The organism is Lampropedia hyalina DSM 16112 (assembly GCF_900129055.1).
In the GTDB taxonomy this organism is placed as follows: domain Bacteria; phylum Pseudomonadota; class Gammaproteobacteria; order Burkholderiales; family Burkholderiaceae_C; genus Lampropedia; species Lampropedia hyalina.
Genome location: NZ_FQUZ01000029.1, coordinates 15,831 through 42,325 on the forward strand (window position 1 = coordinate 15,831; position 26,495 = coordinate 42,325).

Consider the following 26,495-nt stretch of genomic DNA (forward strand, 5'->3'; position numbering starts at 1 on the left):
CGGAGGAACAGGCCCGCCATGTTTATTGCAGTGCCTGCAAGCCTGCCACCAGCCAGCCGGAGCCACCGTTGCGGGGCTTGGTCATGTTCCAGACCTCGCGGAATGCGGTGGGGCCTTCGGCTGGGTCTTCCTGAATCAGGCCGGAAAACTCGACGCTGGCCATGTACACATCATTGAGTTCCTCGATGCCCAGCAAATGGGCATCCAGGGTAATGACTTCGGTGTGATTGGGCTGGCCGTTGCTGCTGGCATCCCGTTCCGCCAGTTGCTGGCGGATTTCGGACAGCATTTCGTCGGTCATCATGGCTCGCAGCGTGATGAGGTCGCTGGTATCCCAGGCTTTTTGCAAGCTGGTGAAATGGTGCTTGGCTGCCGTCAGGAAGCCGGCAGTGTCAAAGTCTGCCGGAATGCCCCAGCCCTGATTGCCCACCAGTGCCGAGCCAATGCCAGAGCCGATCATCGAGCCGCCCGCTGCGGGAGCTGCTGCCGTATAGCCTTGCTGATCGAACGGACGGGCAGAGGCATCGTTTCCGACGTTCTTGGGGTTGTAGGTGTGGCTTTCACGGTAGGCAGTAGGATCAGTGCCTCGTCCGGGTGCAGCCCCTGCCGATGCGCCGGCCAGTCCCAGGCCCGCACCTTGTGCGGCCGTGCGATTGCGCGAACGCAGGAACATGCCCACGGCTGCCGCCACCACCAGGCCCAGCAGAATCATGAGCATGATGGCCCCAAACTCCTCACCGAATCCGAGGCTGCTGGCCAGCCATGCCAGTCCCAGGCCAGCGGCCAGACCACCGAGCATGCCCATCATCGGGCTGCGTGGTCGTGCATTGGCGGCATTGGCCGCCGCATTGGGCTGCTGGCGGGTGGCATTGTTGGTGGCCGCATTCTGGCCGGGCGCGGCCGGGGGAGTGGCTTCGCGCTGGGTGACATTGCTGGATTGGCGACCTGCCGATTTGCCACCGCCCATGCGGCGGGCATCGGCATCCATGTGCACCACCATCAGCAAAACCATCAACATGGCGGAAAACAAAGCCGTCCATTTTTTCATCGTCAATTGCATTTTCTTCTCCTGTTCAATCTGTATCCGTACTGCATTCCATCATCAAGCGATAAGCGGTCTTTGCTCTGCTACAGTCGCAAACGCTGGGCATGCCGAAAGACACGATGGATGGAGGGGCAGCAGATACAAAGGTTCAGCATTTGATGCCCACATGCAAGGCCGCCACACCGGCGGTCAGGTTGTGGTAATCCACATGCCCAAAGCCAGCTTCGTGCATCATCTTCTTCAGTTCTGCCTGCCCAGGGTGCATACGGATGGATTCGGCCAGATAGCGGTAGCTGTCGGCGTCGTTGGCAATGGCTTTGCCCAGACGCGGCAGGATATTGAACGAGTACCAGTCGTAGGCTTTTTCCAGGGGCTTGGCCACCTTGGAGAATTCCAGCACCAGCAGTTTGCCGCCTGGCCGGAGCACCCGGTTCATTTCGGCCAGGGCCTTGTCCTTGTGCGTCATGTTGCGCAAGCCAAACGCCACGCTGACGAGATCGAATGTCCCATCCTCGAATGGCAAATGCTCGGCATCGCACACGGTGGTAGGCAGAACCACGCCCTTGTTGATGAGCCGTTCGCGCCCGGTGTGGAGCATGGCAAAGTTGATGTCGGTATGCACGACCGTGCCGGTACGCCCTACTTTCCTGGCAAAGGCCAGTGCCAGATCGCCGGTTCCACCGGCAATGTCCAGTGCCTTGTCGCCTTCGCGCAGATTGGCCACCAGCACGGCATAGGCCTTCCAGGCGCGGTGCAAGCCCCCGGACATCAGGTCGTTCATCAGGTCATACTTTGGAGCCACGGAGTCAAAGACCTGGCGCACCTTGCCTGCCTTGTCTTTTTCGTCCACCGATTCAAAGCCAAAATGTGTTGTATTCATAGCTGTTATCGTAGCACCTCAACCTTTGCACACACACAACAACCCCCGACGGACAAGGAGTTTGCAAACCTTCCCTGGGTCGTCAAACTGTCACACGCAGCACATAGAGTGCGCAAGGCTGGTGAAAGCACGGCCTGGCATTCTGTCCGCCTGCGCGGCGCGGAACCAGAGCGGGCTGCCAGCGCACTTTTTCGCAAAGTCCGACAGGAGTTGTCCGCCATGATCTCGATTGAAAACGTCATCCACACGCGTTTTCCCGATCTGCCACGCAAGAATCCCAAAGCCTATCGCTCCCTGCTGGCATTGCTGCAAATGCTGTTCAAGGAAGCAGAGTTCAAGACATTCGCCCAACGCTACCCGCACCTGAAGGGCTTTGAATTTGTGGAACAGGTGCTGGAGCATTTCGATTTCGGTGTGGCGGTGAGCGACCGCGAACGCGAACGCATTCCGACATGGGGCAAGGTGGTGATTGTGGCCAACCACCCCATTGGCAGTCTGGATGGGCTGGCCCTGCTGAAAATGGTGGGGCAAGTGCGCCGGGATGTGAAGGTGGTAGCCAACGATATGCTCAGCTACCTGGAGCCATTGCAGAACCTGCTGCTGCCCGTGGACAATATGGGCAACCAGACCGTGCGCGGCAATCTCCGTGCCATCGAACAGCACTTGCAGCAGGAAGGGGCTGTCATTATCTTTCCCGCCGGCGAGGTCTCGCGCATCAGCCCCAAGGGAGTGCGTGACGGCCCATGGCAGCAGGGGTTTCTGCGGTTCGCCACCAAGACTCAGGCCCCCATCCTGCCCATCTTCATTCACGCCCGCAACTCGGTGTTTTTCTATGGGCTGTCGGTGCTGTCCAAGCCGATGTCCACCTGGTGGCTGGTACGCGAGATGTTCAAGCACAGCCACAACACGGTTCGCATCCACATTGGCCATGCCATTGCCTTCGAGACCTACGACAAGCTGCCATTGCAGGGGCGCGCACGCATCAAGCTGTTCAAGCGGCATGTCTACAAGATCGGCAAGAAAAAAGGAGAGGCCCTGTTCCGGGATGGCGCGCGCAGCATTGCCCCTCCAGAAGATCGCCAGCTCCTGCGCAAGGCCATCCGCCAGTGCGAACGTCTGGGCAAGACCCGCGAAGGTCTGCACATCATGCTGTACCAATACAGCGAGGATTCTCCCGTCATGCGGGAAATTGGCCGACTGCGGGAAGTGAGCTTTCGGGCCGTGGGTGAAGGCAGCGGCAAACGCCGTGACATCGACACCTTCGACAAACACTACGATCACATTGTGCTGTGGGACGATGATGCGCTGGAACTGGTGGGAGCCTACCGCCTGCGCCGCGTGCTGGGCTGCGCCGACCACAGCGACGCGGTGCCAGCGAACTTCGACCTGTCTGCCAGTGTGCAGCCCCTCTACAGCCATACCCTGTTCGAATACCACGCCAGTGCCCAGGAGTATCTGAGCCAGGGCGTCGAGCTGGGGCGCAGCTTCGTCCAGCCCCGTTACTGGCGACAGAACGGACTGGATATGTTGTGGCGCGGCATCGGAGCCTACCTGCAGAAATACCCGCAAGTGCGCTATTTGTTTGGCCCGGTCAGCATCAGCAACCGCTATCCGCCACAGGCACAGGCACTGCTGGTGGGCTTTTATCAGCACTATTTTCCCAGTCCGTTCACCTGGGCCAACGCACGCACACCTTTCGGCAGCCACACCACACAGGCCCCTACCCCATGGGAATCACTCGATTACAAGGCAGGCTTGGCCCATCTCAAGGCCGAACTGGCGCAATCGGGATGCTCCATTCCGCCACTCTACAAACAGTATGTGGAATTGTGCGAGGCAGGTGGGGTGCAGTTTGGTGCATTCCACGTGGATCGGGAATTTTCTGACTGCATCGACGGCCTGGCGGCCATCGACCTGCACCATCTCAAGCCCAACAAGCGCAAACGTTACCTATCCAGTGAATCAGCAGAAAACACCTCTCAGGGTTGAAGTGTGGTGCGTACACGCCCCTTGATCTCGATCTGCTGTCGATTCTTGTCGTAATACAAAGTGTCGCCACTCATGCGGTCGGCACCACGCAGCAGGGTCACTGGCAGATTCGATTGCACCCGGCTTTCCTCGGGCCACAACAGCAGCTCCTCCCCCTGAAACTCCAATCGGGGCGACTGGGCCAATGGCTCCTGAACCACCACGGCATTGCCCCTCAGGCTCATTTCCGTTCCCTTGCCATTGCTGGTGCCAGTCTGGGCACTCGCAGTGGTGACACGCCCGTTATCGGCCACGAAACGGACACGGATGCGGTGCACTTCCAGCAAATCTCTCACTGGGTAATGCTGCCCACTTTCTCCGTGGATTTGTACCATCAGATTTCCCGATCCGGCATAGGTACGCACTGCAAAATCCCGCATCGCATAGTCAGGATCGGTACTGGTCAGATCAACCTGTGCTTCCTGTACGAAAGTCGGGGCATTGCGGGCCAGCCAGAAGGTGGCCAACGCCAACAGTGCCATGACAAACAGGGGCAGATAGACGGAGAATTTGTCCATCCCATAGTTCAGACTGCGCGGGGAAAACTTCATGGTATGCCGGATCAAGAGGAAAACTGGGCCTGCTGCAAGAATGCACCATAGTGGCCAGTGGCCATGAGCAACAGATCACAAAATTCACGCACCGCACCCTGCCCTCCACCTGCCCGGGTGACGTAATGGGCGACATGGTGCACTTCTGCATGGGCCAGCGGCGGGGCCACGGCCAAACGACAACGCTGCAATACCGGCAAGTCGGGCCAATCATCGCCCATGCCGGCGGCCTGCTCCCAGTCCAGCCCCAATACCTGCAACATCTGTACAGCAGCAGGCAATTTCTGCTCCGTACCATAAACTGCATGCCGTATGCCCAATGCTGCGAGACGATGGCGCAAAGCCGCACTGTCCCGCCCCGTAATCACCACTGGCTCGATGCCTGCCTGGCGCAACAGTTTCAATCCATGGCCATCCAAAGTGTGAAAACGCTTGAAGCCCTCACCATCGGCACCAATATAGAGACCACCATCGGTCAATACACCGTCCACATCCAGAAAAGCCACCTTGATGGACTGGGCCTGCTGGAGCAACTCATGGCAAAAACGCTCGGCAATGGGTATGGCAGGCATGTCAGATCACCTTTGCACGCATCAGATCACCCACATGGAGGGCCCCAATCAACACATTGCTGCTATCGGTAATCAACAGGCTGGTGATACGGTAGCGTTCCATCAACTCGGCTGCCTGGGTAGCCATGGCATCGGCCTGAACCGTCTTGGGATACGGATGCATCAAATCCTGTGCCCGCAACTGGCGCAAGTCACGCCCAAGCTCCAGATGCCGACGCAGATCACCGTCCGTGAAAATTCCCAGCAAGTGCCGCTGCGCATCCACCACCGCCGTTGCTCCAATTCCCTTGCTGCTCATCTGTGCCATCAATTCGGCAAAACCGGCATCCGCTGTCACCTGGGGTACCGCATCCCCCGTGCGCATCACATCCCGGACATGCGTCAGTAAACGCCTCCCCAGTGCCCCTCCTGGATGGGAGCGGGCAAAATCAGCGGGCTGAAAACCCTTGGCATCCAATAGTGCCACCGCCAAGGCATCACCCAATGCCAGTTGCACCGTAGTGCTTGCCGTAGGAGCCAGGTTGAGCGGATCAGCCTCCTTGCTGACGCGGCTGTCAAGCACGATATCCGCATACCGGGCCAACGTGGAAGTGGCTTTTCCGGTCAGCGCAATCAACGGACTGCCCAACCGCTTGAGCACCGGCAAAATATCAATCAACTCCTGCGTCTCACCACTGTTGGAAATAGCCAGCACTACATCTTCACGCGTCACCATACCCAGATCACCATGACTGGCTTCTGCCGGATGCACGAACATGGCCGGTGTTCCCGTGGAAGAAAGGGTGGCTGCAATCTTGCGGCCAATGTGCCCGCTTTTGCCCATACCCATGACCACCACCCTGCCAGTGGATTGCCACAGCAGATGAACGGCCTGGGCAAAGCCATCATCCAGACGCGACAACACCGCTTCCAGTTCCTGAATTTCAGTCTGCACGGCCTGCCTTCCCAAGCGACAGGCACGGGCAGCATCAAAACCATCCAAAGGGGTGTTCACATGTTTCATCCCGCCATTTTACCGTTGGCAATCTCTTCGCCTCATCACCCATGTGCGCAAGCCTGTTGATAACATAAAGAAAAAATGCAATTTATACACAACAACAAGTCAAATGCAAAAGTTATGCACATTTCCAGCAAGACCAAAAGCACACTTATTCATGAGTTTTCAAAATCATAAGTAGATGTTTTTTAACAAAAAAAACTTCTTATTCACAATTCATGCGAGACTCTACTATGACTACTATATTTTTAAATAAACTATAAGATTAAAATAAAGGCAAATTTTTTGTCTGTGTAAAACGTCACTTTGCGGCACAATAAGCGGCTTTTCAAGGAGGCACGAATGGGAAATCGATTGTCCAAAATCACCACCCGCACTGGGGACGATGGCACGACCGGCTTAGGCAACAACACACGCGTGGCAAAAAATTCCTTGCGTATCCAAGCAATTGGTGATGTGGACGAACTCAACTCTCACATAGGCCTCTTGCTGACGGAACCCTTGCCAGAAAACACCCAGTTGCTTTTGCAGCAGATACAACATCAATTGTTCAATCTGGGCGGGGAGTTATCCATGCCCGGATATCAATTGATACAGGAGGAAGCCCTGCTGGATCTGGAAACAGCGGTGCAGGCACTCAATGCAGACTTGCCCAGCCTGAGGGAATTCATTCTTCCTGCTGGCACGCGTGCAGCGTCACAGGCTCATGTGTGCCGTACTGTGGCGCGGCGAGCAGAACGCAGTGTGGTCGCAGTCGAGCAGTTGGAAAGCATGCATGGCGTGCCCCGCAAATACCTCAATCGTTTGTCTGATCTGCTCTTCGTATTGGCGCGTTACCTCAATCTGCACCATGGTGCAGGAGAGGTGTACTGGAAGAGCAAACGCCTGGAAAACGAAGAAAATTCGTGAAAATGCAGAGAATTGCATGTCTTACGTGCAATTCAGATGCTGATGATCGACCTCGTTCTTGATTGAGGCTGACTCCGTATTGGTCGGTTGTGCATACTGGTCTTTGCCTCAACGCGGCAAGTATCTGGCATTCCCTTTTTACATACTCCACAAGAAAGCTTGTGTTTCATGTCTGCATCTTCTCTTCCTGTTGTCCAACCAGGTTCATTCTTGACATTGCATTACCGACTCGCAGGCCCTGCGGGGGAGATCGTCAGTACATTTGGAGGTCAGCCTTCCACATTGTCGCTTGGGGGAGGCCAGCTTTCCCCCGCTCTGGAAGATCGTTTAATCGGATTGCCAGAAGGCACTCACACCACCATCGAACTGGCCCAAAGCGAGGCATTTGGTGAAAAAAAACCGGAACTGCTGCAATGGGTGGCCCGTACATTGCTGGATGAGATGGGCGATCCTGATCAGGAATACGTCTTGGGTGATGTAGTGCAGTTCCCGGTGTCCGAGGGCCAGCGTGGCTTCACTGGTGTCGCCTTGCAAGTGCGTGAAGATGGCGCAGTCTTGTTCGATTTCAATCATCCTCTGGCAGGACATCCCGTCATATTTGAAGTGAAGTTGATCGGCATCCTCTGAAATACAGCCTTCATTGTTGGATGAAGACCGTATCAGGATCGCCATTTTCATGATTTGAAGGGGATTTGAAAGCGTTGCGTCAAGCATGCAATCGCAGATTGGACAGCTGCTTCCAGCGAAGCCAATGTCACAGTCTCGCCATTGTCAATGACCACATCGGCCATTGCCAAACGCTGTTCCCGGGTGGCCTGGGCCGCAATAATGGCTTCAATTGCTTCTATGCTGAGTTGGTTCCGGGCCTGGACTCGCTGAATCTGGGTGGCGACTGAACAATCCACCACAATCACGGCATCCAGCTGATGTTGCCAGAAACCGGATTCAACCAATAATGGAATATCCAGCAAAGCAGCATCGTAACCATGTTGGGCTGAATCGGTCACCGCTTGCTGGACTTTCTGATGAATCAAGGGATGAATAATCGATTCCAGCTTCTGACGTGCTTCAGAATTTCCAAAAACATATTGTCGCATTTTGGTGCGATTCAATGAATGGGTATCCTGTTCTATGAACTCGCAGCCGAAATTTTTCGCAATCGCATCGATGGCATCCCCTCCCGGGGCTGTTAAGGAATGGGATATGGAGTCAATATCAATTAATGATATATTTTGAAGCTTTATCCATATCTTGGCGACGGTGCTTTTGCCACTGCCAATTCCACCTGTCAAACCCCAGCAGGGTAGATTGTTTTTTTCAAGAAAAAAGGACATCTGTTATGGAAATTGGTAGAACCATTGGGTTCCTGTTACTGTCACGAATATCCCTGCTCCACCAAGAAATGGGCCATAAGGCATATAACCCCCTTCACGAAGGTGATTGCGGATTTTCAGAAAAATACCAAATCCGGCACCAATCACTGAGGATGCCAGCAATATGGGCAAGATGGCCTGGAATCCAAGCCATGCTCCCAAGGCTGCCAAAAACTTGAAATCCCCATGGCCCATACCTTCTTTCTTGGTGAGTAGTTTGAAAACCCAGTAGACAGACCATAACGAAAGATAGCCAAACATTGCACCCCATAAAGCATCTTCCAGCCTGGTGTCAATTATCCCCGTCAATGAAAGCAATAAACCAGCCCATAACAATGGAAGCGTAATATTGTCGGGAAGCAGTGTGGTATCCCAGTCGATCATGATGAGAGTAATCAAGCAGGAAAAAAAGAAGCACCATGCAATTGCTTCCAGTCCGATGCCCCATTGGTAGCCACAGAACATGAAACTGATTGCAGTTGTGAGTTCAATCAAAGGATAACGTATGCTTATTTTAGCTTTACAGGAAGAGCACTTCCCTCCCAATAGCAGATAGCTGAAAACCGGTATGTTTTCCCATGGAGAAATAGCATGGCCACAATTCTGACACCGTGAACGTGGCGTCATCAGATTGAATGGCTGTTTATGAGATATTTTTATAGAGTTATCGTCTGGAGATTGAACGGCGATGCCTTCGCTTTTCAGAAAATGGATGCTTTCTTCCTGCCAGTTGCGATGCAGCATAACAGGAAGTCTGTAAATGACCACGTTGAGAAAACTGCCAATCAGTAAGCCAAAAAAACCAAAAACCAATGGTTCAGCCAGAATTTGTGACACGTTAAACCACCTGACCGAGCTTGAAGATAGGGAGATACATGGCAACCACAAGGCCACCAATCAACGTACCAAGCACCACGATGATGATGGGTTCCAGCAAAGAAGAAAGTCCTTCCACCTTGGTATCCACTTCTGCCTCATAAAAGTCAGCGGCTTTTCCAAGCATATGGTCCAGTGCACCAGACTCCTCGCCAATTGCGGCCATCTGTATCACCATCATTGGAAATACATTGGCATTGGTCATGGCGGTTGTGAGACTGATACCTGTTGCTACTTCCTTCTGGATTGTCTCCGTCGCAGTTTGATAAACATAGTTTCCAGATGCTCCACCGACGGCATCCAGTGATTCAACCAAAGGCACACCTGCTGCAAACATGGTGGACATGGTACGAGTCCAGCGTGCCACACTGGACATATTGACGAGTTCACCAAAAACGGGTAATCTCAACATGGCTCTATCAACCATATTTTGAATCTTCTCGCTTCTGCGCCATGCCTGAAAGATAAAGTATCCACCAGCTCCCAAAATAATCGCAATCAACCAGAACCATTTGACAATAAAGTCACTCATATTAATGACCAATGTGGTTGGAGCAGGGAGATCAGAGCCAAAACTACTGAAAACTTCTTTGAAGGCAGGAATCACAAACAACATAATAACGGTCAAAACCAGAGCAGCCACAATCATGACTGCTACTGGATACATCAAGGCTGATTTGATTTTTGACTTGATGGCTTCCATTTTTTCCATATATGTAGCAAGACGATCCAATAAGTCTTCCAGAATACCTGCCGCTTCTCCTGCTTCCACCAAATTACAATATAGATTGTCAAAATAAAGAGGATATTTTCGAAAGGCGGCACTCAAGGAGCTGCCGGTTTCCACATCTGCCTTGATATTGTTAAGCAAACGGGTCACACTTGGGTTTGGGTTGCCTTTTGCAACAATATCGAATGCTTGTAGCAGTGGAACGCCGGCACGCATCATGGTGGAAAGTTGCCGTGTGAATATGGCAATGTCTCGGCCTTTTATTTTTTTTCCGGTTTTCAGTCGTTGGCGTTTGATTTTGTTTGCCAAGATTCCTTGACGGCGTAAACTAGAGCGAACCTGGTTTTCTCCAGCAGCATTCATTTCTCCTCTTATCGTGCGGCCATTGCGGTCTTTTCCTTCCCATTGATAAAGATAGTCTTTGACTTTATTGGATGTTTTTGAACTGAGGGTGGCCATGGTATGGGGTCCTGGGATTTAAATGGTATTTATGCGTTGGTAACAGCCAGAACTTCTTCCAATGAAGTAGTGCCAGCCTTTATTTTTTGCAAGCCTGATTGCCGCAAGGTACGTACCCCTTCCTTGATGGCTTGTTTTTCGATTTCGATTGAAGATCCATCGCGTAAGATGATACGCTGTATTTCTTCACTGATGGGCATGACCTGATAGATACCGACGCGCCCTTTATAGCCGTTGTTACAGGCTGAGCAGCCTACTGCTTTATATGGAGCCCAGCTGCCATCCAGATCTTCGTAATCAAACCCTGCATCAATCAATGCTTCCATTGGAATATCTGCGACTTCTTTGCATTCTTTGCAAAGTCTACGGGCCAACCGTTGTGCTGTGATCAGAATGACACTGGATGCAATATTGAATGGTGCGATTCCCATATTTCGTAGACGGGTCAGTGTGGTTGGTGCATCATTGGTGTGTAGAGTAGATAGAACCATGTGACCTGTTTGTGCAGCTTTGATCGCAATGTCGGCTGTTTCAAGGTCTCGAATTTCACCAACCATGATGATGTCGGGATCCTGACGTAAAAAAGATTTCAATGCTGCTGCAAAGGTCAATCCCGATTTTTCATTGACATTCACTTGATTGACACCAGGGAGATTGATTTCAGACGGATCTTCTGCTGTGGAAATATTGACCCCAGGTTTATTCAAAATATTCAAGCATGTGTATAGAGATACGGTTTTGCCTGAGCCTGTGGGTCCGGTAACCAGGACCATTCCATAAGGGCGTTCGATGGCAGTGAGCAAACGATTTTTTTCGATGGGTTCATATCCTAGCGCATCAATTCCGACTTTGGCACTGCTGGAGTCCAATATACGAATAACAATTTTTTCTCCGAATAAGGTGGGTAGTGTACTGACACGAAAATCAATCGATTTTCCACCGATTTTCATTTTCATTCTTCCATCTTGAGGAATTCTTTTTTCAGAAATATCAAGGCGTGAAATAACTTTGATGCGTGAAGCCAGTTTCTCTTTGATGGCTACAGGAGGATTGGCATGTTCCTGTAGCTCCCCGTCTATCCGAAACCTGATGCGGTAATTGAATTCGTAAGGTTCGAAGTGAAGGTCGGATGCTCCCATTTTGTAGGCATCGACAATCATTTTTTGTAGAAACCGTACCACCGGGGCATCATCCGCATCGACTTGGTCCGAATCTTCCTCTTCCTGGTTGGATGTTGCTATAGCAAGCTCACCGAATTCAAAGTCATCCGATGGTGCATCCTGCGCATAGGATTTCCCGATACTGTCTAGGATGGCTGTGATTTTCGGAAGCTCGACCACGACCCATTCCACAGGTGTCTGGGTAGCAAATTTTATTTTTTCAGCTACATCCCGGTTGGTGGGGTCTGCTGAAGCCACAATCAGGCGATTGGGACGCTTTCCCAGTACCACGACTCGATAGGAAAGACAGAGTTTATGTTCAAGTAAATTTTGTGGGAGTCGCAGGGCATCGACGGCAGAGAGGTCAAGGTAAGGGACATCAAAAACTTCTGAAATGGTTTGCGCCAAGTCGCCTGCACTGAGAAATTTTTCTTCTAGGGCGATATCAATGAACTCTTTTTTTTCTTTCTGCATTTGTTGCAGAATTTGCAGAACCTGTTGTTCCGTGAGTTTCTGTGCCGCAATCAATGCACGCGCAATGCTGGGTACGATGGGAGTCGGAACTGATTTTTTTTTGCTGATATCTTCGCTTGCCATCAATATTTCCTTCAGGATGTTTGCAAAATAGCTGGTTTTGCAGAGAGCGAGAGAACGAATGGAGTTGTGGTGAAATTTAACTTCATATTGAATGGATGTTTTGCTCGTTGTTTTTAATAAATGATGTAAAGTTGGTTGAAATAGTGTTTTTTAGGCTGTGACAGATGCGATACAGGGTTTATGATGCAATTGAGATAATCCAAGAATTTTAGAGCCATGTACATGTTTGGTTGCCACTAAAAAATAAATTCCTCCCCATACACACCACCTGGATGTAACAAAATGATCTATCCATTGTAAGTGCCTAATCCAGCTGGCCCGTTGAAAACCTGGCAGGCAGCATCCTGTATGCAGGCGGTTGATTTCGTAGCCCAATGGGCGCAGCCAATTGCGAACCTGCAAGGGGCTAACGGATGATCCCCAATGCAATTCATGATGGCCAGGACGAACTCCCCAGATTCGAAGCGGATTGAAGCCACTGATGATCAGGCGGCCTTCAGGGCGAAGTATGCGGTTCGCTTCCTGCAAGGTGTAGTGAGGTCGCTTGTTGGCCTCCAGTGTGTGGGGTAACAGAACCAGATCGAATTGCTCTGTGGCAAATGGCAGTGCTTCTGTATGCGCGACCAGTGCCGGAAAAGATGTCGATGTGCCAGGGGGATCAGGTGGCTTGGTGGTGGCGTCAGGATTCTGGCTTGTCACCCAGGCGTGGAGGATGCGGCTGTGGTGCAAGCCCCCAATGCTGGGTGTGCCAAGTTGCAGGGCACACTGACCGAAGATGTTCGGCACGACTTCATCATATTGCTGTTGTTGCCAAGCCAAGGCATAGCGTCCTGCTGGGGTATTGGTGAACCAGTCATCCAAATTTATAATCGCAGAGGTCATGAATGCCAAACTCCAAATTCAGGCCGTTGCTGCACTCCATGATAACTACATCTGGCTTTTGCACGATGGGCAAAATGCACTGGTCATTGATCCTGGTGAAGCCAGGCCGGTTTTGCATGCGCTGGAGCAGCAGAATCTGGCGTTGCAGGCTGTGCTGGTGACTCACCACCACCACGATCATACCGGGGGCATTGCTGCATTGCAGCAGGTGTTCAGGAATTTGGCAGTGTATGGTCCATCACGGGAGCGTCTTCCGGTGCCGTTCGAGGGCTTGGCCGAGGGCGATGTGCTGGATGTGTTGGGAGTGCATTTTGCTGTGTTGGATGTGCCTGGCCATACCCAGGGACACATTGCGTTCCATGCGGATTGCACGGGTTCCAATCGGGAGCGTCTGGACGCTCCGCTGTTGTTTTGTGGAGATACCCTTTTTTCGGCAGGTTGTGGCCGCTTGCTTGAAGGCTCTGCAGAGCAAATGCTGCACTCGTTGCAGAAATTGATGAGACTTGCACCGGAAACGCTGGTGTATGGTGGTCATGAGTACACGCTGGAGAATCTGCGTTTTGCCCTCGTGGTGGAGCCGGACAATGATGCGTCAAGCAACTATTTGTTGCATTGTCGATCTCTGCGTGATCGGGGCTTGCCCACATTGCCTTCCTCGCTGGAACGGGAATTGCAGGTGAATCCTTTTTTGCGAATCCATTGGCCTTCGGTGCGGGATCGTGTATCAGAGCGTTTCAGTAGCTCCATGCCATACGATGATATGGCTGTTTTTGCCGCCCTGCGTGAATGGAAAAACAATTTTTAGTAACCTGGATTTTTGTATGTCGGATTCCTTTTTGCGTCGGCCTGCCAGGCTGTTTTCATGCCTGCTGGCCGTCTCGGTGCTGTCTGCCTGCCAGACTGTGTCTACGCCTGAGGAGAAAAGCAGCACTACGGATCGGGCTGCTCCCGTGCGGGCCGATGCGGTGTCGCAGCCGGCTTCACTGACCTTGGCGACGACGATTTCCACTGGCAAGGTCAGTCGTGCACCTGCCCATCCAGCTTCGACTGCCCAGCGGCAGAGGGCGGGACTGGAGGCACAGTCTGCACGGACAGGATTGAGCCCGATTGCATCGGTTCGTTTGGAGTCTTCGTTGGTGCCTGGATTGCAACCGCCGGAAGATTTGTGGGGGCGTATTCGGCAGGGCTTTGCCATGTCTGACTTGCAGACCCAGCAGGTGGAAGATCGCATTCGTTGGTACGTGCGCAGCCCTGGATACCTCCAGCGCATGACTGCGCGTTCCAGCAAGTATCTGTTTCACATTGTTGAAGAGCTGGAGCGGCGCAATATGCCCACGGAGTTGGCCTTGCTGCCTTTTGTGGAGAGTGCCTTCAATCCTGAAGCGGTTTCCCATGCGAAGGCGGCTGGCATGTGGCAGTTCATGCCAGCCACTGGCGCATCGCTGGATTTGAGGCAGAACGTGTTCCGGGATGACCGACGTGACGTATTGGCATCGACCCGTGCAGCACTGGATTATCTGGAGCAACTTCACAATCGTTTTGGCGACTGGCATCTTGCGTTGGCTGCTTACAACTGGGGGCAAGGCAATGTGTCGCGTGCCCGCACCAGCAATCAGGACAAGGGGCTGGGTACGCAATACCTGGATTTGTCCATGCCTGAAGAAACCCGCATGTACATCCCCAAACTGCAAGCATTGAAGGAGATTGTGAGCAATCCCAGCAAGTATGGGGTTGATCTGGCGGAAATCGGAAACCATCCCTATTTTGAAACTGTGGATGTTCAGCGCGACATGGATGTCGATCTGGTGGCGCGGCTGGCAGGCATTTCCGTACAGGATTTTCGTTCATTGAATCCTGCACACAACGGGCCGGTGATTTTTGCGGCAGCAACCAAGGAGGTGTTATTGCCTTGGGACAATGCGCAAACCTACAAAAACAATCTGCGTCGCCACCGCAATGGCAAGCTGGCGAGCTGGACGGTGTGGCAGACCCCTCGCACAATGAACGCCACAGAGATTGCACAGCACTTCGGTATCCACGAGGATGTATTGCGCAGCGTGAACCGCATTCCATCGGACATGCTGGTGGCCACAGGGTCTGCGGTACTGGTTCCGCGTGCGCAATCCGTGCAGCGCGATGTCAGTGCCGAATTGGCCCATTCAGGGCAACTGCGATTGCAACCTGCCGGGTCGCGCTGACTTGGAACGTGTTTACGATCTCTGCGCGAAGCTGTATGGCTACGCCATACCCTATGGGTTGCCCCTCAAGAGGCGCATCTGCGGCGTTGAAAATCCTCGCCGGGCCACCAGCCCGACTGCGGTTTTCGCCTTGCAGCTATGGTTCTTGAGGTACAACAGCACTCGCGCCGAGATCGTAAACACGTTCTTGGATGATGAGAAAAGGCCTGCAAAAACGGTCAATCACACGAGGTTTGTGCAGGTCTTTCCTTCATGCTTGATGTGCAGTCCGCTGCATCATCATTTCTTTGGGTTTGTGGTATTGCTTGCAGCAGATGGGGCTGTTTCCGCCGCAGGGGTGGCGGGAGCAGGGGCTGGTGCAGCAGCTGGAGCATAAGCTTGTCCTTGCACGGTCAAACCTGATGCCGACAGCGTGGTGGCTTTGCTGACTCCCACGCCTTTGACGCGTTGAATGAAATCATCCCAATTCTGAAAGGGGGCTTTCTCTCTTTCGTCGATGATGCGTTCCGCCGTGGCGGGGCCGATGCCTTTGATGCGGGTCAGTTCTTCTGCGCTGGCTTGGTTGGCATCGGTGGCAGCAAAAAGTGCAGTGGCAAACAATGCCAGAAAAAAGCTCACAATCGTTTTCAGCATGGACGAATCCTTTCAGTGATACAGAGTAGAAATGGCGAAGTCCTATATTAATGAGCCTCAATTGCATTGGTGTAGGGGTTTTTACGATGTTCTGCCAAATTTGGCAGAGAGTGGACTGGAAATGTGGTCTGTAACCATCAGACCTGGGAAGAGCTGGGGTGATGGGTCTATCGATAATGTGCTTGTTTGCCAAGCAGTTGGCAGGATATAATTGCTGGTTTCCTTGCCACAAGGGCTGTTGACGCGGCCGTGGCATTTCATTCCACAAGGGAGTATTCATGCGTCACTATGAAATCATCCTGCTCATCCACCCGGATCAAAGCGAGCAGGTTCCAGCCATGCTGGATCGCTACAAGACCCTCATCACCGAGGGCGGCGGTGCCATCCACCGTGAAGAAGACTGGGGTCGTCGCCAATTGGCCTACCCTATCAACAAACTGGTGAAGGCACATTATCTGCTGCTGAACATCGAAGCCAGCCAGACCGTCATGGACGAACTGGAGCACGCTTTCCGTTTCAACGATGCCGTGCTGCGCCAACTGACCGTGAAGAAAGACAAGGCGGAAACCACTCCTTCGCTGATGCTCAAGGCTGTTGAGCGCGAAGAAGCCCGCAAGTCCGCCCAGGCTGCCGAGCAGACCCAGACCCAGGATCGGGCCTGACGCTCTTTCACTTTCTTGGCTTGCCCGAGCCTGCGTTGTGCCTTGTGAACAAGGTGCAGGCCCAAGCAAGTTGGTCGTTTTTTATTTCGATTTCAGGAGCCAATCATGGCTGGACCCAAACGTTTCAACAAAGACCGTCGCCCCAAGCGCAACAACCAGAACCTGCTGTTCAAGCGCAAGCGTTTCTGCCGCTTCACGGTGGCAGGCGTGGAAGAGATCGACTACAAGGATGTCGATACCCTGCGTGATTTCATTGCCGAAAACGGCAAGATCATCCCCGCACGCCTGACCGGCACTCGCGCCATTTACCAACGCCAGTTGAACACGGCCATCAAGCGTGCGCGTTTCCTGGCTCTGCTGCCTTACACAGACCAGCACAAAATCTGACAGGGAGCCATCACATGCAAATCATTCTTCTGGATAAAGTCGTCAATCTGGGCAACCTGGGCGATATCGTGACCGTCAAGGACGGTTATGCCCGTAACTTCCTGATTCCTACAGGCCGTGCCCGTCGCGCCACGGTGCAGGCCAAGGCCGAGTTCGAGGCCCGTCGTGCCGAGCTGGAAAAGGCTGCTGCCGAGAAGCTGGCCCAGGCCCAGGCTGCTGGCGAGAAGCTCAATGGCGCAGTGGTGCGCATCTCCCAGAAAGCCGGTGTCGATGGCCGTCTGTTTGGTTCCGTGACCAACCACGACATCGCTGCCGAGCTGGTCAAGCAAGGCTTTGAAGTTCACAAGTCGCAAGTGCGTTTGCCCAATGGCCCGATCAAGACCGTGGGCGACACCACAGTGGTTGTGGCGTTGCATACCGATGTGGACGTGGAAATTCAGGTGGCTGTGTTCGGCGAAACTGCCTGATGCCATTGGCCTGAATGGTGTGGATGGTGGGTCTTTCCGATATGGTTCCGTATGGTGTCTGATCGGCCATCCTCGCTGATTCCCTGAAAAAACCGCCTTTTGACAGGCGGTTTTTTTCTTTCCCGTGTTCCTGCCGTTGGGGCAGTCCGGTGATAACCTTGAACGTTTCTGCACCGTATCCCAGATGGCTTGCGGGTGTGGCCTGAAATCCTCTCTACATTGGCTCACTTTCCATGAACCCCGATACCTTGCATCCCGCTTTTGAAGCAACCGAGGCTGTGGCAGGTCACTTTGCCCCCAGCAGTGACCCACAGATTGCCGATCTGCGCCTGCCGCCGCAATCCGTCGAGGCCGAGCAGAGCGTGCTGGGCGGCCTGTTGCTGGACAACCAGGGCTGGGAGCGGGTGTCCGATCTGGTGCGTCAGTCCGATTTCTACCGCAGCGAACACCAGCACATTTTCACGGCGATGATGACTCTCATCGATGCGGGCAAGCCCGCCGATGTCATCACCGTGTTCGAGCAACTGCGCAGCATTGGCAAGGCCGAGGAAGTGGGGGGCGTTGCCTACCTGAACATGCTGGCCCAGTATGTGCCCAGCGCGGCCAACATCCGCCGCTATGCCGAGATCATCCGGGAGCGGGCGGTACTGCGCAAGCTCATCACGGCCAGCGATGAAATCGCGGCTTCTGCCTTCAGTCCGCGTGGTCGTGAGGTTGGGCAGATTCTGGATGAAGCCGAACAGAAGGTCTTTGCGATTGCCCAGGAGAGTGCCCGCATGAAGCAGGGCTTCCAGCCGATGGAGCGGCTGGTGGTGGACTTGCTCGATCGCGTCGAGGAGATGGCGGGCAACCCCAACGACATCACTGGCGTGCCCACCGGCTTCATCGATCTGGATCGCATGACCTCGGGCTTGCAGGGCGGCGATCTGATCGTGCTGGCGGCACGCCCTTCCATGGGGAAAACGGCCTTTGCCATCAACATCGCCGAGCATGTGGCCCTGCATGAGCAGATGCCGGTGGCCATCTTCTCGATGGAAATGGGCGCGGCGCAACTGGCGGTGCGGATTGTGGGTTCGATTGGCCGCATCGACCAGACCCGTCTGCGCACCGGCAAGCTCACCGATGAGGAATGGCCGCGCCTGACCGAGGCCATCGAACGCCTGCGCACGGTGAACCTGCACATTGATGAAACCCCAGGGCTGACTCCCACCGAACTGCGGGCCAATGCCCGGCGGCTGGCGCGGCAGTGCGGCAAGCTGGGGCTGATTGTGGTGGATTACCTGCAACTGATGAGTGGCTCCGGTTCGGGGGCGGAAGAAAACCGGGCCACCACGCTGGGGGAGATTTCGCGCGGCTTGAAGATGCTGGCCAAGGAGCTGGCCTGCCCGGTGATCGCCCTGTCGCAGCTCAACCGCAGTGTGGAGACCCGCACGGACAAGCGTCCGATGATGAGCGACCTGCGTGAATCGGGGGCCATCGAGCAGGATGCCGACCTCATCATGTTCATTTACCGCGACGATTACTACAACCGCGAGAACAGCAAGTACCCGAACCAGGCCGAGATCATCATCGGCAAGCAGCGCAATGGCCCCACCGGAGCCATCAACCTGTATTTTCAGAAGAATCAGACGCGCTTCGAGAATCTGGCGCGGGGGGATATGGATGCTTATTGAAGTGCAGATGCTGGCAAGGTCAGGAAACCAGCTTCCATGACAATGTTTCCCCGGCGCACAGCGGTTTGAGCTGGGCTTCGCCGTAGGAGTAGCTTTCTGGTACGACCCAGGGCTGTTTTTCCAGGTGCACGGTGTTGGTGTTGCGTGGCAGGTTGTAGAAGTCCGGGCCGTTGAAGCTGGCAAAGGCTTCGAGTTGTTCCAGCGCATTCGCCGCTTCAAATGCCTGGGCATACAGTTCCAGCGCAGCATGGGCGGTGTAGCAGCCTGCGCAACCGCTGGCATGTTCCTTCAGGTGGGCGGCATGGGGCGCGCTGTCGGTGCCCAGAAAGAACTTGGCGTTGCCGGATGTGGCGGCCTCCACCAAAGCCTGGCGGTGGGTTTCGCGTTTGAGTACCGGCAGGCAGTAGTAATGGGGTCGGATGCCGCCGGTGAAGATGGCATTGCGGTTGTAGAGCAGATGGTGGGCGGTGATGGTGGCAGCCAGTCGGTCATCGGCCTGGGTGACGTATTGGGCGGCTTCGCGGGTGGTGATGTGCTCCATCACGATTTTCAGTTCCGGGAAGTCGCGCCGCAGTGGTATCAGTTGCTGATCGATGAAGACGGCTTCACGGTCGAACAGGTCGATGGCCGGATCGGTGACTTCGCCGTGTACCAGCAAAATCATGCCCTGGGCCTGCATGGCTTCGAGCACCGGATGAATTTTTTGCAGGCTGGTGACCCCGGCATCGCTGTTGGTGGTGGCTCCAGCGGGGTAAAGCTTGCAGGCCAGAATACCTGCCTGGCGCGCCTTGACGATTTCGGCTGGGGCCAGGTTGTCGGTGAGGTACAGCGTCGGCAGTGGCTCGAACTGCATGCCTGCGGGAATGGCGGCCAGAATCCGTTCCTTGTATGCCAGTGCCTGCTCCACAGTGGTGACAGGTGGGCGCAGGTTGGGCATGACGATGGCACGGCCAAACTGCTGTGCGGCATGGGCTACCGTGGTTTGCAGGAAGACACCATCGCGCAAGTGCAGGTGCCAGTCATCGGGGCGGGTGAGGGTCAGTGTATTCATGGCAGCCGATTGTCGCAGACACGCCCTCATCAGTGCTGCAAGATTTTGTGCAGGAATTCCTTGGTGCGGGGCTGGCGGCCATCGGGGTGGCCGAAGAATTCCTCGGTGGAGCAGTCCTCCAGAATCTTGCCGCCTACATCCATGAAAATGACCCGGCTGCCAACCTTGCGGGCAAAGCCCATTTCGTGCGTCACAACCATCATGGTCATGCCTTCGTTGGCCAGGCCCACCATGACATCCAGCACTTCGCCCACCATTTCGGGGTCGAGTGCGGAGGTGGGCTCGTCGAACAGCATGACGATGGGGTCCATGCTCAGGGCGCGGGCAATGGCCACGCGCTGTTGCTGGCCACCCGAGAGCTGGCCGGGGAACTTGTCCTTGTGTGCCAGCAGACCTACGCGCTCCAGGTATTTCAGGCCGTGCGCCAGGGCGTCGCTTTTGCTGCGGCCCAGCACCTTGATTTGCGCAATCGTCAGGTTTTCGGTGACGGTCAGGTGTGGGAACAACTCAAAGTGCTGAAACACCATGCCCACGCGACTGCGCAGCTTGGGCAGGTTGGTCTTGGGGTCGTGGACGGGCACACCATCGACCCAGATTTCCCCCTTCTGGAATGGCTCCAGCGCGTTGATGGTTTTGATGAGTGTGGATTTGCCCGAACCCGAGGGGCCAGCCACCACCACCACTTCACCTTTTTCGATGCGGGTGCTGCAATTGTTGAGCACTTGTACCTGGCCATACCATTTGGAGACATTCTTCAGTTCGATCATGATGTTTTCCTTCCATTGCGTTCAGCGGATGATGGCAATTTTGCGATGCAGCCGCTTGACCAGCCACGATAGACCAAAGCAGATGACGAAGTAGATGGCCGCAGCCGCCACATAGGCCTCCATCGGGCGGCCAAAGTTCTTGCCGGCAGTCTCGAAGCCTTTGAGCATGTCATACGCACCGATGGCATACACCAGCGAGGTGTCCTGAAACAGGATGATGGTCTGTGTCAGCAACACGGGTAGCATATTGCGCAAAGCCTGCGGCAAGATCACCAAGCGCATGTTCTGGCTGTAGCTCATGCCGAGTGCATTGCCCGCGAAAACCTGGCCACGCGGAATGGACTGAATGCCTGCCCGCATGATTTCGCTGAAGTATGCTGCTTCGAATGCAATGAAGGTGATGATGGCCGACAGTTCTGCGCCCACCGGTCGCCCGGTGATGATGGGAGCCAGCAAGAAGAACCACAGCAGCACCATCACCAGTGGAATGCTGCGCATGCCGTTCACATAGATGGTGGCAGGAACGGCCAGCCATTTCTGCCCGGAAAGCCGCATCAGGGCCAGCAAGGTGCCGAAGAATATGCCGCCCGCCGTGGCGATGACGGTCAGCCAGACACTGAACACCAGTCCTTTCCAGACGTAATCACTGATCAGGCTCCAGGTGTAGAAGGAGAAGTCGAAATCCATGTCAATGCCCTCCCGATGCACCCGCGATGAAGCCCGGCACCCGGGTGCGCTTCTCGATCAGGGCCATGATGCGGTTGATGACGAATGCCGACAGGATGTAGAGTGCGGTCACTGCCAGATAGACTTCCACGCCACGCGCGGTCTCTTCCTGTGCCTGCATGGCGAACATGGTCAGTTCCGCCACCGAAACGGCAAAAGCCACAGAAGAATTCTTGAACACGTTCATCGATTCGCTGGTCAGCGGCGGAATGATGATGCGGTAGGCCATGGGCAACAGCACATAGCGGTAATACTGTGCCGTGGTAAAGCCCAGTGCCATGCCTGCATACCGCTGGCCACGCGGTAGTGCCTCGATGCCGGAGCGCACCTGTTCGGCAATGCGGGCGGAGGTGAAGAAGCCCAGTGCCAGCACCACCAGCACAAACCCCGGCAGTCCCTGCAACACGGGGATGAAGGCAGGCAGAACGTGGTACCAGAGAAAAATCTGTACCAACAGCGGAATGTTGCGGAACACTTCCACCCAGGTTGTGCCGAAGGTCGCCCAGAAGCGGCTGCCGGGCAGGGTGCGCAGAATGCCAATCACCGACCCGACCACCAGGGCCAGCACCAGGGCCAGCAGGGCCACCGATACCGTCCAGCCCCAGGCCGACAGCATCCAGTCCAGATAGGTGATCTCGCCATCTTTGCCAAAACAGCCTTGCACGACGTGCATGTCCAGCGTGTCCTGGCAGAAAAACTGCCAATCCCAGTTCATTTTGGAGTCCTTTCCGTGTGCGAGTCTGAAGGCTTGTGGATGTTGCCAGTGGGCCTTTGAGTGTGCCAGCGCATGAAAGCATGCTTCATGCCAATGACTGCCGCAGGGACTGGCATGGGCTGTGGAGGACATGGCTTGCACGAGGGCAATGCCACGCCCTCCACGGTGAATGCCGGTGATGCACTCAGTCGATCACATAGGCTTCCATGGGCTTGTCATTCGGGTTGGCCCATGCGGCTTTGGTGGCTTCCGAAAGCGGCAGGCCAATGACGGTATTGGCCGGTGGAGTGGGTTTCAGGAACCATTTGTCCCACAGCACTTCCAGTGTGCCATCGGCAATCTGACGCTTGATGCTCTCGTTCACAGCAGCTTTGAATGCTCCGTCATTCTTGCGCAACATACAGGCAATCGGCTCCACATTCAGCACTTCGCCGACGATCTTGAAGTCGGCTGGATTGCGAGACTTCGAGATATTCGCCGCCAGAATCGAGCCGTCCATCACGAATACATCGGCCCGTCCAGTCTCCAGCAGCAGGAAACTGTCCGCATGATCCTTGCCCATGACTTCACGGAAGTTGATGTTTTCCGCCCGTTTGTTGCGGCGCAGTGTCTGCACCGAAGTGGTGCCGGTGGTCACGGCCACGTTTTTGCCATTCAGATCGGCCACAGAGGCAATGCCCGAGTTGGCTTTGGCGGCCATGCGCACTTCTTCCACATAGGTGGTGTAGGCGAAGTCCACTTCACGCTGGCGTGCGGTGTTGTTGGTGGTGGAGCCGCATTCCAGATCGACACTGCCATTGGTCACCAGTGGAATGCGGTTTTGGGATGTCACGGGCTGGTACTTGATCTTCAGGGGGCGGCCCACGGTCTTTTCGAGGTCCTTGATGATGTTTTCGCCCATCTCGGTGTGGAAGCCCACATACACGCCGTTGCCCAGTGTGTAGCCCAGACCTGAAGACTCCCGAACGCCGAGTGTGACTTCTCCGCTGTTCTTGATCTTTGCCAGTGTGTCACCACTCTGTGCATAGGCGGCACCGCCGGCCAGAATGGTGATGCTCAATGCCAAAATGTGTTTTTTCATTGCAAGCTCCTTGGTCGTGAGAATGCCCGCTCAGTGTGCTGTGAGCCACACACCAAGTGCGGGCGGGCACACTGGACAAAAGCCTGGGGCGAAACTGCATTTTCTACTAGGGAAGGTCTGCAAAACTCTTGCGGTAAGCCCGCGCCCGCCAATGGGATGCAGCGCAAGGCGGATTTTGCGGTCAATAGCGGGGCTATTGACCGCAAAATCCAACGCGGCGATGCGCCCAGTGGCGGGATGTGGGCGGCGCAACGGGTTTTGCAGACCTTCCCTAGGGTGTGAAATATGCAAGACAAAGAATAACACTATATTCATCAGTGCGTACAACTGCCTGTCGATATGGAACTGGTGCTCAAAGTCATGCCCATGCCCAAGGATCAAAATTTCAATGGTGACATCTTTGGTGGTTGGGTCATGGCACAAGTCGATATTGCTGCTTCCGTGCTGCCCACTCGTTATGCTGGCGGACGTATGTCCACGGTAGCTGTCAATGAATTCGTATTCAAACAGCCGGTGCATGTTGGTGACGTGCTTTCTTTCTACTCGAAGATCACCAGAATCGGCCGCACATCCATTCAGGTGCTGGTGGAAGTTTTTGCAGAACACATCCACCGCCAACAGGAATATGTCAAGGTCACTGAGGCACTGGTCACTTATGTGGCGATTGACGAAAACGGCCGCCCTCGTCTACTGCCCCCACAGGGCGATGCTGGAAAAACCACTTCATGATGCTTTTTCTACGGGAGGATTGCCGGTATGTCCATGTAGAACAGGGATTGTGCTCACATGAATGCTGACCTGCATTCCCATTCGGTGTTTTCGGACGGCACATTGACTCCCGAAGCCTTGGCGAGTCGTGCCCATCGAAACGGTGTCACCCTTTGGTCGCTGACCGACCATGACACCCTCGATGGTCAGGTCAGCGCACAAAATGCAGCCGTGGCCCTGGGTTTGTCCTACCTCACAGGCGTGGAAATATCAGCATCCTTTCTTGGCAAAAGCATCCATATCGTGGGCTTGGGGGTGGATATTCAAAACCTGCCCTTGCAACAAGGCCTGGAGCACATTCGCCGGGGCCGTTGGCAACGAGGCCAGGCGATGGCATCCGCGCTGGAAGTGGCAGGAATTCCTGATGCTTGGCAAGGAGCCATGCGGTTTGCCAGCCACCCGGAAACCGTCTCGCGCGCCCACTTTGCCCGTTACCTCGTGCAGCAGGGCATCTGCCCCACCATCCACGCGGTATTTCAGAAATACCTTGTGCCAGGCCGTCCCGGTTATGTGCCCCACCAATGGGCCAGTCTGCAAGACGCAGTAGGTTGGATTGCTGGTGCAGGCGGTCTGGCAGTGATTGCCCACCCTGCCCGCTATCGGCTGACCGATATGCAGGAATACGCATTGCTTTGCGTATTCAAGGAGTGTGGCGGAACGGCCATTGAAGTAGTTACCGGCAGTCAGCAACCATCCGAGTACAGTCACTATGCTGCCCAGGCCACATACTTTGGCCTGAAAGCCTCCCGAGGCAGTGATTTTCACTGCCCAAAGGAATCGCGCGTGGACGTTGGAAGCCTACCTGCATTGCCGCCGGAATGTGTAGCAGTTTGGGAGTGATTGACTGCGCATGAGTGCGCCGCAGAAACTTTTGGATGAGAATTCACCTGCGGCATCTGCCCGCTTCTCCCTCCAAATATATGCCCCCAATCCTTGCTGCCAATCCCTCTCTCAGAGGCATTGGCATGACTGTTCTGGCAACTGCATTCTTTGCCATGCTGGATACCAGCATGCAGTATGTCGCTACTGCCATTCCTGTGGTCATGGCCCTCTGGGTACGCTATTGCATCCAGACCGCCTTCAGCGCAGTGGCCGTATACCGGCTGGAAGGGCGATTGCTGCCCAAAGCCAAAGAACCGGGATTGCAGATATTTCGTGGCCTGCTGTTTGTCCTGACCAGCATTTTTGCATTCCTCAGTCTGCGCCATGTGTCGGTAGGTGAATTTGCTGCCGTCATGATGATGACCCCCGTCGTCGTCTCCGTACTGGTCGCCTTCCTGTCCCGTGAAGCAGTTCGCCCACTTCGCTGGGTTTTGCTGGCGGTTTCTGTGGCCGGAACGATCACCGTCATCCGGCCCGGAAGCCACACCATTTCATGGATGCTGTTGTATCCGCTGGGCGCATTGGTCAGCAACACCTTTTTTCTGATCGTCACTTCCCGACTGGCATCCAAGGACACCCCTTTGAGCACTCATTTCTACAGCGGGCTTCTGGGGGTTATCGTCTTGAGCATCCTGTTGCCCCGTTATTGGAGTGTGGACGCATCTGCTCTCATGTGGAGCGTCCTGGCACTGGGGGCCGTTGCAGCCAGCTGCGGTCATATCCTGCTGGTCAGTGCCTACCAGTACGCACCTGCCAGCGTGCTGACCCCTTATCTGTACATCCAACTACCCTTTGCCACTTTCGCGGGCTGGCTGGTATTTGCCAAGGCGGTTGATATTTTCACGTTCATTGGCATAGGGCTCATCATTGCTGCGGGTACAATCGGCACCCTGCTGACGCACAGGGAGAGAAGAAATTTTCAAAATTTGAAAAATTTCTGATCTACTACCGAAAACCCGTGGTATAGTATCGATCTTTCGCGGGACAGAAGAAGTGTGAAGACGCTTCGAAGTCTTGTTTGGCAGTTTGGCTTTAAGCTGATGTGCCGAGGGGTTGAGAGTTGATTTGAAGAGCTTGCAAAAATTCTTCAAATTATTTTCAAAAGCTTCTGAAAGTTGTGTTATAGTAGAGGGCTTCACTGATCGCGGTGAGGTTCTTAAAAAAGAAGACGGATTAGATAGTTTGTTTTCTTTGGTGTTCGTTAAAAACATACAGCCGATAAGCGTGGGCGTTTGGTAATTGCTCAAGTTCTTAGGAACAAAGGCAGAGATGCCTGGCAACCATTATATATGGAAAGCCAAACGCTCATGAACAGAACATGAAGTGTGTAAGTCTTATGATTTACAAATCCACTTCAATTCCGTTTTGAGTGAGTTTAACAAGATCGAACTATAGAGTTTGATCCTGGCTCAGATTGAACGCTGGC

The 26,495-nt window shown here is 54.3% G+C and carries 28 protein-coding genes; 12 read left to right on the top strand and 16 right to left on the bottom strand.

Going from position 1 to position 26,495, the window contains the following annotated elements; translation table 11 throughout:
* Positions 1-22 precede the first annotated feature (22 nt).
* Entirely contained in the window at positions 23-1,048 is a 1,026-nt protein-coding gene (locus tag BUE21_RS11205) for a Tim44 domain-containing protein (RefSeq protein WP_073356752.1), read from the bottom strand.
* Positions 1,049-1,193: 145 nt separating this feature from the next.
* Positions 1,194-1,925 (bottom strand): bifunctional demethylmenaquinone methyltransferase/2-methoxy-6-polyprenyl-1,4-benzoquinol methylase UbiE, encoded by a 732-nt coding sequence (ubiE, locus tag BUE21_RS11210; RefSeq protein ID WP_073356753.1) that lies wholly within the window; start codon positions 1,923-1,925, stop codon positions 1,194-1,196.
* A gap of 219 nt (positions 1,926-2,144) precedes the next feature.
* Here ubiE and BUE21_RS11215 point away from each other — a divergent pair, with 219 nt between their 5' ends.
* The gene (locus BUE21_RS11215) at positions 2,145-3,914 is read left to right on the top strand and encodes a bifunctional ornithine lipid synthase OlsF (protein WP_073356754.1); all 1,770 of its coding nucleotides are present in this window, start codon (positions 2,145-2,147) and stop codon (positions 3,912-3,914) included.
* On the opposite strand, the gene lptC is transcribed toward BUE21_RS11215, so the two are convergent.
* Genes lptC through BUE21_RS11230 form a run of 3 tightly spaced genes read right to left on the bottom strand, consistent with a single transcriptional unit; the run spans position 3,905 to position 6,079 of the window.
* Complete coding sequence (gene lptC / locus BUE21_RS11220) at positions 3,905-4,504, bottom strand: LPS export ABC transporter periplasmic protein LptC (RefSeq protein WP_084523215.1); 600 nt, start codon at positions 4,502-4,504, stop codon at positions 3,905-3,907. The genes BUE21_RS11215 and lptC overlap by 10 nt on opposite strands.
* 11 nt (positions 4,505-4,515) lie before the next feature.
* Positions 4,516-5,076, bottom strand: a complete 561-nt coding sequence (locus tag BUE21_RS11225) for a KdsC family phosphatase (RefSeq protein WP_073356755.1) — start codon at positions 5,074-5,076, stop codon at positions 4,516-4,518.
* Between the two features lies 1 nt (position 5,077).
* Complete coding sequence (locus tag BUE21_RS11230; protein ID WP_073356756.1) at positions 5,078-6,079, bottom strand: KpsF/GutQ family sugar-phosphate isomerase; 1,002 nt, start codon at positions 6,077-6,079, stop codon at positions 5,078-5,080.
* Positions 6,080-6,415: 336 nt separating this feature from the next.
* On the opposite strand from BUE21_RS11230, the gene BUE21_RS11235 reads away from it, so the two are divergent.
* Entirely contained in the window at positions 6,416-6,982 is a 567-nt protein-coding gene (locus BUE21_RS11235) for a cob(I)yrinic acid a,c-diamide adenosyltransferase (RefSeq protein ID WP_073356757.1), read from the top strand.
* A gap of 168 nt (positions 6,983-7,150) precedes the next feature.
* Positions 7,151-7,609, top strand: coding sequence for an FKBP-type peptidyl-prolyl cis-trans isomerase (locus BUE21_RS11240; RefSeq protein WP_073356758.1), 459 nt, complete (start codon positions 7,151-7,153; stop codon positions 7,607-7,609).
* Positions 7,610-7,656: 47 nt separating this feature from the next.
* Here BUE21_RS11240 and coaE read toward each other — a convergent pair whose 3' ends face one another.
* The 5 genes from coaE to BUE21_RS11265 form a co-directional block, all read right to left on the bottom strand.
* Positions 7,657-8,316 carry a dephospho-CoA kinase gene (gene coaE, locus BUE21_RS11245; RefSeq protein ID WP_073356759.1) on the bottom strand — a complete coding sequence of 220 codons (660 nt, stop codon included), beginning with the start codon at positions 8,314-8,316 and terminating at the stop codon, positions 7,657-7,659.
* A 3-nt stretch (positions 8,317-8,319) separates the two neighbouring features.
* Positions 8,320-9,192 carry a prepilin peptidase gene (locus BUE21_RS11250; RefSeq protein ID WP_073356760.1) on the bottom strand — a complete coding sequence of 291 codons (873 nt, stop codon included), beginning with the start codon at positions 9,190-9,192 and terminating at the stop codon, positions 8,320-8,322.
* Between the two features lies 1 nt (position 9,193).
* Positions 9,194-10,420 carry a type II secretion system F family protein gene (locus tag BUE21_RS11255; RefSeq protein WP_073356761.1) on the bottom strand — a complete coding sequence of 409 codons (1,227 nt, stop codon included), beginning with the start codon at positions 10,418-10,420 and terminating at the stop codon, positions 9,194-9,196.
* 29 nt (positions 10,421-10,449) lie between these two features.
* Entirely contained in the window at positions 10,450-12,177 is a 1,728-nt protein-coding gene (gene pilB / locus BUE21_RS11260; protein WP_073356762.1) for a type IV-A pilus assembly ATPase PilB, read from the bottom strand.
* A 150-nt stretch (positions 12,178-12,327) separates the two neighbouring features.
* Entirely contained in the window at positions 12,328-13,059 is a 732-nt protein-coding gene (locus BUE21_RS11265) for a class I SAM-dependent methyltransferase (protein ID WP_073356763.1), read from the bottom strand.
* Between BUE21_RS11265 and gloB the strand changes: the two genes are divergently transcribed.
* Together gloB and BUE21_RS11275 are read left to right on the top strand one after the other, a co-directional pair.
* Positions 13,058-13,864, top strand: coding sequence for a hydroxyacylglutathione hydrolase (gene gloB / locus BUE21_RS11270; protein WP_073356764.1), 807 nt, complete (start codon positions 13,058-13,060; stop codon positions 13,862-13,864). The two genes, BUE21_RS11265 and gloB, sit on opposite strands and share 2 nt — an antisense overlap.
* A gap of 388 nt (positions 13,865-14,252) precedes the next feature.
* Positions 14,253-15,257: a transglycosylase SLT domain-containing protein gene (locus BUE21_RS11275; protein WP_073356765.1), complete on the top strand. Its 1,005-nt coding sequence runs from the start codon at positions 14,253-14,255 to the stop codon at positions 15,255-15,257.
* 279 nt (positions 15,258-15,536) lie between these two features.
* Here BUE21_RS11275 and BUE21_RS11280 read toward each other — a convergent pair whose 3' ends face one another.
* On the bottom strand, positions 15,537-15,890 hold the full coding sequence (locus tag BUE21_RS11280) for a ComEA family DNA-binding protein (RefSeq protein ID WP_073356766.1): 354 nt from the start codon (positions 15,888-15,890) through the stop codon (positions 15,537-15,539).
* A 278-nt stretch (positions 15,891-16,168) separates the two neighbouring features.
* Between BUE21_RS11280 and rpsF the strand changes: the two genes are divergently transcribed.
* The 4 genes from rpsF (at position 16,169) to dnaB (ending at position 19,079) form a co-directional block, all read left to right on the top strand.
* Positions 16,169-16,552 carry a 30S ribosomal protein S6 gene (rpsF, locus tag BUE21_RS11285; RefSeq protein WP_073356767.1) on the top strand — a complete coding sequence of 128 codons (384 nt, stop codon included), beginning with the start codon at positions 16,169-16,171 and terminating at the stop codon, positions 16,550-16,552.
* Between the two features lie 105 nt (positions 16,553-16,657).
* Positions 16,658-16,939, top strand: coding sequence for a 30S ribosomal protein S18 (gene rpsR, locus BUE21_RS11290; protein WP_073356768.1), 282 nt, complete (start codon positions 16,658-16,660; stop codon positions 16,937-16,939).
* 14 nt (positions 16,940-16,953) lie between these two features.
* On the top strand, positions 16,954-17,406 hold the full coding sequence (rplI, locus tag BUE21_RS11295; RefSeq protein ID WP_073356769.1) for a 50S ribosomal protein L9: 453 nt from the start codon (positions 16,954-16,956) through the stop codon (positions 17,404-17,406).
* Between the two features lie 233 nt (positions 17,407-17,639).
* Positions 17,640-19,079, top strand: coding sequence for a replicative DNA helicase (gene dnaB / locus BUE21_RS11300; protein WP_073356770.1), 1,440 nt, complete (start codon positions 17,640-17,642; stop codon positions 19,077-19,079).
* Between the two features lie 19 nt (positions 19,080-19,098).
* On the opposite strand, the gene pyrC is transcribed toward dnaB, so the two are convergent.
* The 5 genes from pyrC to BUE21_RS11325 form a co-directional block, all read right to left on the bottom strand.
* Entirely contained in the window at positions 19,099-20,160 is a 1,062-nt protein-coding gene (pyrC, locus tag BUE21_RS11305; RefSeq protein ID WP_073356771.1) for a dihydroorotase, read from the bottom strand.
* On the bottom strand, positions 20,160-20,897 hold the full coding sequence (locus tag BUE21_RS11310) for an amino acid ABC transporter ATP-binding protein (protein WP_073356772.1): 738 nt from the start codon (positions 20,895-20,897) through the stop codon (positions 20,160-20,162). The genes pyrC and BUE21_RS11310 overlap by 1 nt, the downstream gene beginning before the upstream one ends.
* Before the next feature lie 21 nt (positions 20,898-20,918).
* Positions 20,919-21,584, bottom strand: coding sequence for an amino acid ABC transporter permease (locus BUE21_RS11315; protein WP_073356773.1), 666 nt, complete (start codon positions 21,582-21,584; stop codon positions 20,919-20,921).
* Position 21,585: 1 nt separating this feature from the next.
* On the bottom strand, positions 21,586-22,338 hold the full coding sequence (locus BUE21_RS11320) for an amino acid ABC transporter permease (protein WP_073356774.1): 753 nt from the start codon (positions 22,336-22,338) through the stop codon (positions 21,586-21,588).
* A 184-nt stretch (positions 22,339-22,522) separates the two neighbouring features.
* Positions 22,523-23,419, bottom strand: a complete 897-nt coding sequence (locus tag BUE21_RS11325; RefSeq protein WP_073356775.1) for a transporter substrate-binding domain-containing protein — start codon at positions 23,417-23,419, stop codon at positions 22,523-22,525.
* Between the two features lie 339 nt (positions 23,420-23,758).
* Between BUE21_RS11325 and BUE21_RS11330 the strand changes: the two genes are divergently transcribed.
* From BUE21_RS11330 to BUE21_RS11340, 3 genes are read left to right on the top strand one after another with little or no spacing between them, the layout of a single operon-like run.
* The gene (locus BUE21_RS11330) at positions 23,759-24,148 is read left to right on the top strand and encodes an acyl-CoA thioesterase (protein ID WP_073356776.1); all 390 of its coding nucleotides are present in this window, start codon (positions 23,759-23,761) and stop codon (positions 24,146-24,148) included.
* Between the two features lie 57 nt (positions 24,149-24,205).
* Positions 24,206-25,027, top strand: a complete 822-nt coding sequence (locus BUE21_RS11335; protein ID WP_073356777.1) for a PHP domain-containing protein — start codon at positions 24,206-24,208, stop codon at positions 25,025-25,027.
* 35 nt (positions 25,028-25,062) lie between these two features.
* On the top strand, positions 25,063-26,010 hold the full coding sequence (locus tag BUE21_RS11340) for a DMT family transporter (RefSeq protein ID WP_084523221.1): 948 nt from the start codon (positions 25,063-25,065) through the stop codon (positions 26,008-26,010).
* The last annotated feature ends 485 nt before the right edge of the window (positions 26,011-26,495 follow it).

Excerpts from the sequence above, each read along its gene's own strand:
- BUE21_RS11340 (WP_084523221.1), top strand. The coding sequence starts at position 25,063 with ATGAGAATTCACCTGCGGCATCTGCCCGCTTCTCCCTCCAAATATATG.
- rpsF (WP_073356767.1), top strand. The coding sequence starts at position 16,169 with ATGCGTCACTATGAAATCATCCTGCTCATCCACCCGGATCAAAGCGAG.
- BUE21_RS11215 (WP_073356754.1), top strand. The coding sequence starts at position 2,145 with ATGATCTCGATTGAAAACGTCATCCACACGCGTTTTCCCGATCTGCCA.
- BUE21_RS11335 (WP_073356777.1), top strand. The coding sequence starts at position 24,206 with ATGAATGCTGACCTGCATTCCCATTCGGTGTTTTCGGACGGCACATTG.
- BUE21_RS11315 (WP_073356773.1), bottom strand. The coding sequence starts at position 21,584 with ATGGATTTCGACTTCTCCTTCTACACCTGGAGCCTGATCAGTGATTAC.
- BUE21_RS11265 (WP_073356763.1), bottom strand. The coding sequence starts at position 13,059 with ATGACCTCTGCGATTATAAATTTGGATGACTGGTTCACCAATACCCCA.
- dnaB (WP_073356770.1), top strand. The coding sequence starts at position 17,640 with ATGAACCCCGATACCTTGCATCCCGCTTTTGAAGCAACCGAGGCTGTG.
- BUE21_RS11320 (WP_073356774.1), bottom strand. The coding sequence starts at position 22,338 with ATGAACTGGGATTGGCAGTTTTTCTGCCAGGACACGCTGGACATGCAC.
- pilB (WP_073356762.1), bottom strand. The coding sequence starts at position 12,177 with ATGGCAAGCGAAGATATCAGCAAAAAAAAATCAGTTCCGACTCCCATC.
- rplI (WP_073356769.1), top strand. The coding sequence starts at position 16,954 with ATGCAAATCATTCTTCTGGATAAAGTCGTCAATCTGGGCAACCTGGGC.
- BUE21_RS11280 (WP_073356766.1), bottom strand. The coding sequence starts at position 15,890 with ATGCTGAAAACGATTGTGAGCTTTTTTCTGGCATTGTTTGCCACTGCA.
- BUE21_RS11255 (WP_073356761.1), bottom strand. The coding sequence starts at position 10,420 with ATGGCCACCCTCAGTTCAAAAACATCCAATAAAGTCAAAGACTATCTT.
- BUE21_RS11205 (WP_073356752.1), bottom strand. The coding sequence starts at position 1,048 with ATGAAAAAATGGACGGCTTTGTTTTCCGCCATGTTGATGGTTTTGCTG.
- BUE21_RS11275 (WP_073356765.1), top strand. The coding sequence starts at position 14,253 with ATGTCTGACTTGCAGACCCAGCAGGTGGAAGATCGCATTCGTTGGTAC.
- BUE21_RS11230 (WP_073356756.1), bottom strand. The coding sequence starts at position 6,079 with ATGAAACATGTGAACACCCCTTTGGATGGTTTTGATGCTGCCCGTGCC.
- pyrC (WP_073356771.1), bottom strand. The coding sequence starts at position 20,160 with ATGAGGGCGTGTCTGCGACAATCGGCTGCCATGAATACACTGACCCTC.
- BUE21_RS11325 (WP_073356775.1), bottom strand. The coding sequence starts at position 23,419 with ATGAAAAAACACATTTTGGCATTGAGCATCACCATTCTGGCCGGCGGT.
- gloB (WP_073356764.1), top strand. The coding sequence starts at position 13,058 with ATGAATGCCAAACTCCAAATTCAGGCCGTTGCTGCACTCCATGATAAC.
- ubiE (WP_073356753.1), bottom strand. The coding sequence starts at position 1,925 with ATGAATACAACACATTTTGGCTTTGAATCGGTGGACGAAAAAGACAAG.
- BUE21_RS11235 (WP_073356757.1), top strand. The coding sequence starts at position 6,416 with ATGGGAAATCGATTGTCCAAAATCACCACCCGCACTGGGGACGATGGC.
- lptC (WP_084523215.1), bottom strand. The coding sequence starts at position 4,504 with ATGAAGTTTTCCCCGCGCAGTCTGAACTATGGGATGGACAAATTCTCC.
- BUE21_RS11330 (WP_073356776.1), top strand. The coding sequence starts at position 23,759 with ATGGAACTGGTGCTCAAAGTCATGCCCATGCCCAAGGATCAAAATTTC.
- rpsR (WP_073356768.1), top strand. The coding sequence starts at position 16,658 with ATGGCTGGACCCAAACGTTTCAACAAAGACCGTCGCCCCAAGCGCAAC.
- coaE (WP_073356759.1), bottom strand. The coding sequence starts at position 8,316 with ATGTCCTTTTTTCTTGAAAAAAACAATCTACCCTGCTGGGGTTTGACA.
- BUE21_RS11225 (WP_073356755.1), bottom strand. The coding sequence starts at position 5,076 with ATGCCTGCCATACCCATTGCCGAGCGTTTTTGCCATGAGTTGCTCCAG.
- BUE21_RS11240 (WP_073356758.1), top strand. The coding sequence starts at position 7,151 with ATGTCTGCATCTTCTCTTCCTGTTGTCCAACCAGGTTCATTCTTGACA.
- BUE21_RS11310 (WP_073356772.1), bottom strand. The coding sequence starts at position 20,897 with ATGATCGAACTGAAGAATGTCTCCAAATGGTATGGCCAGGTACAAGTG.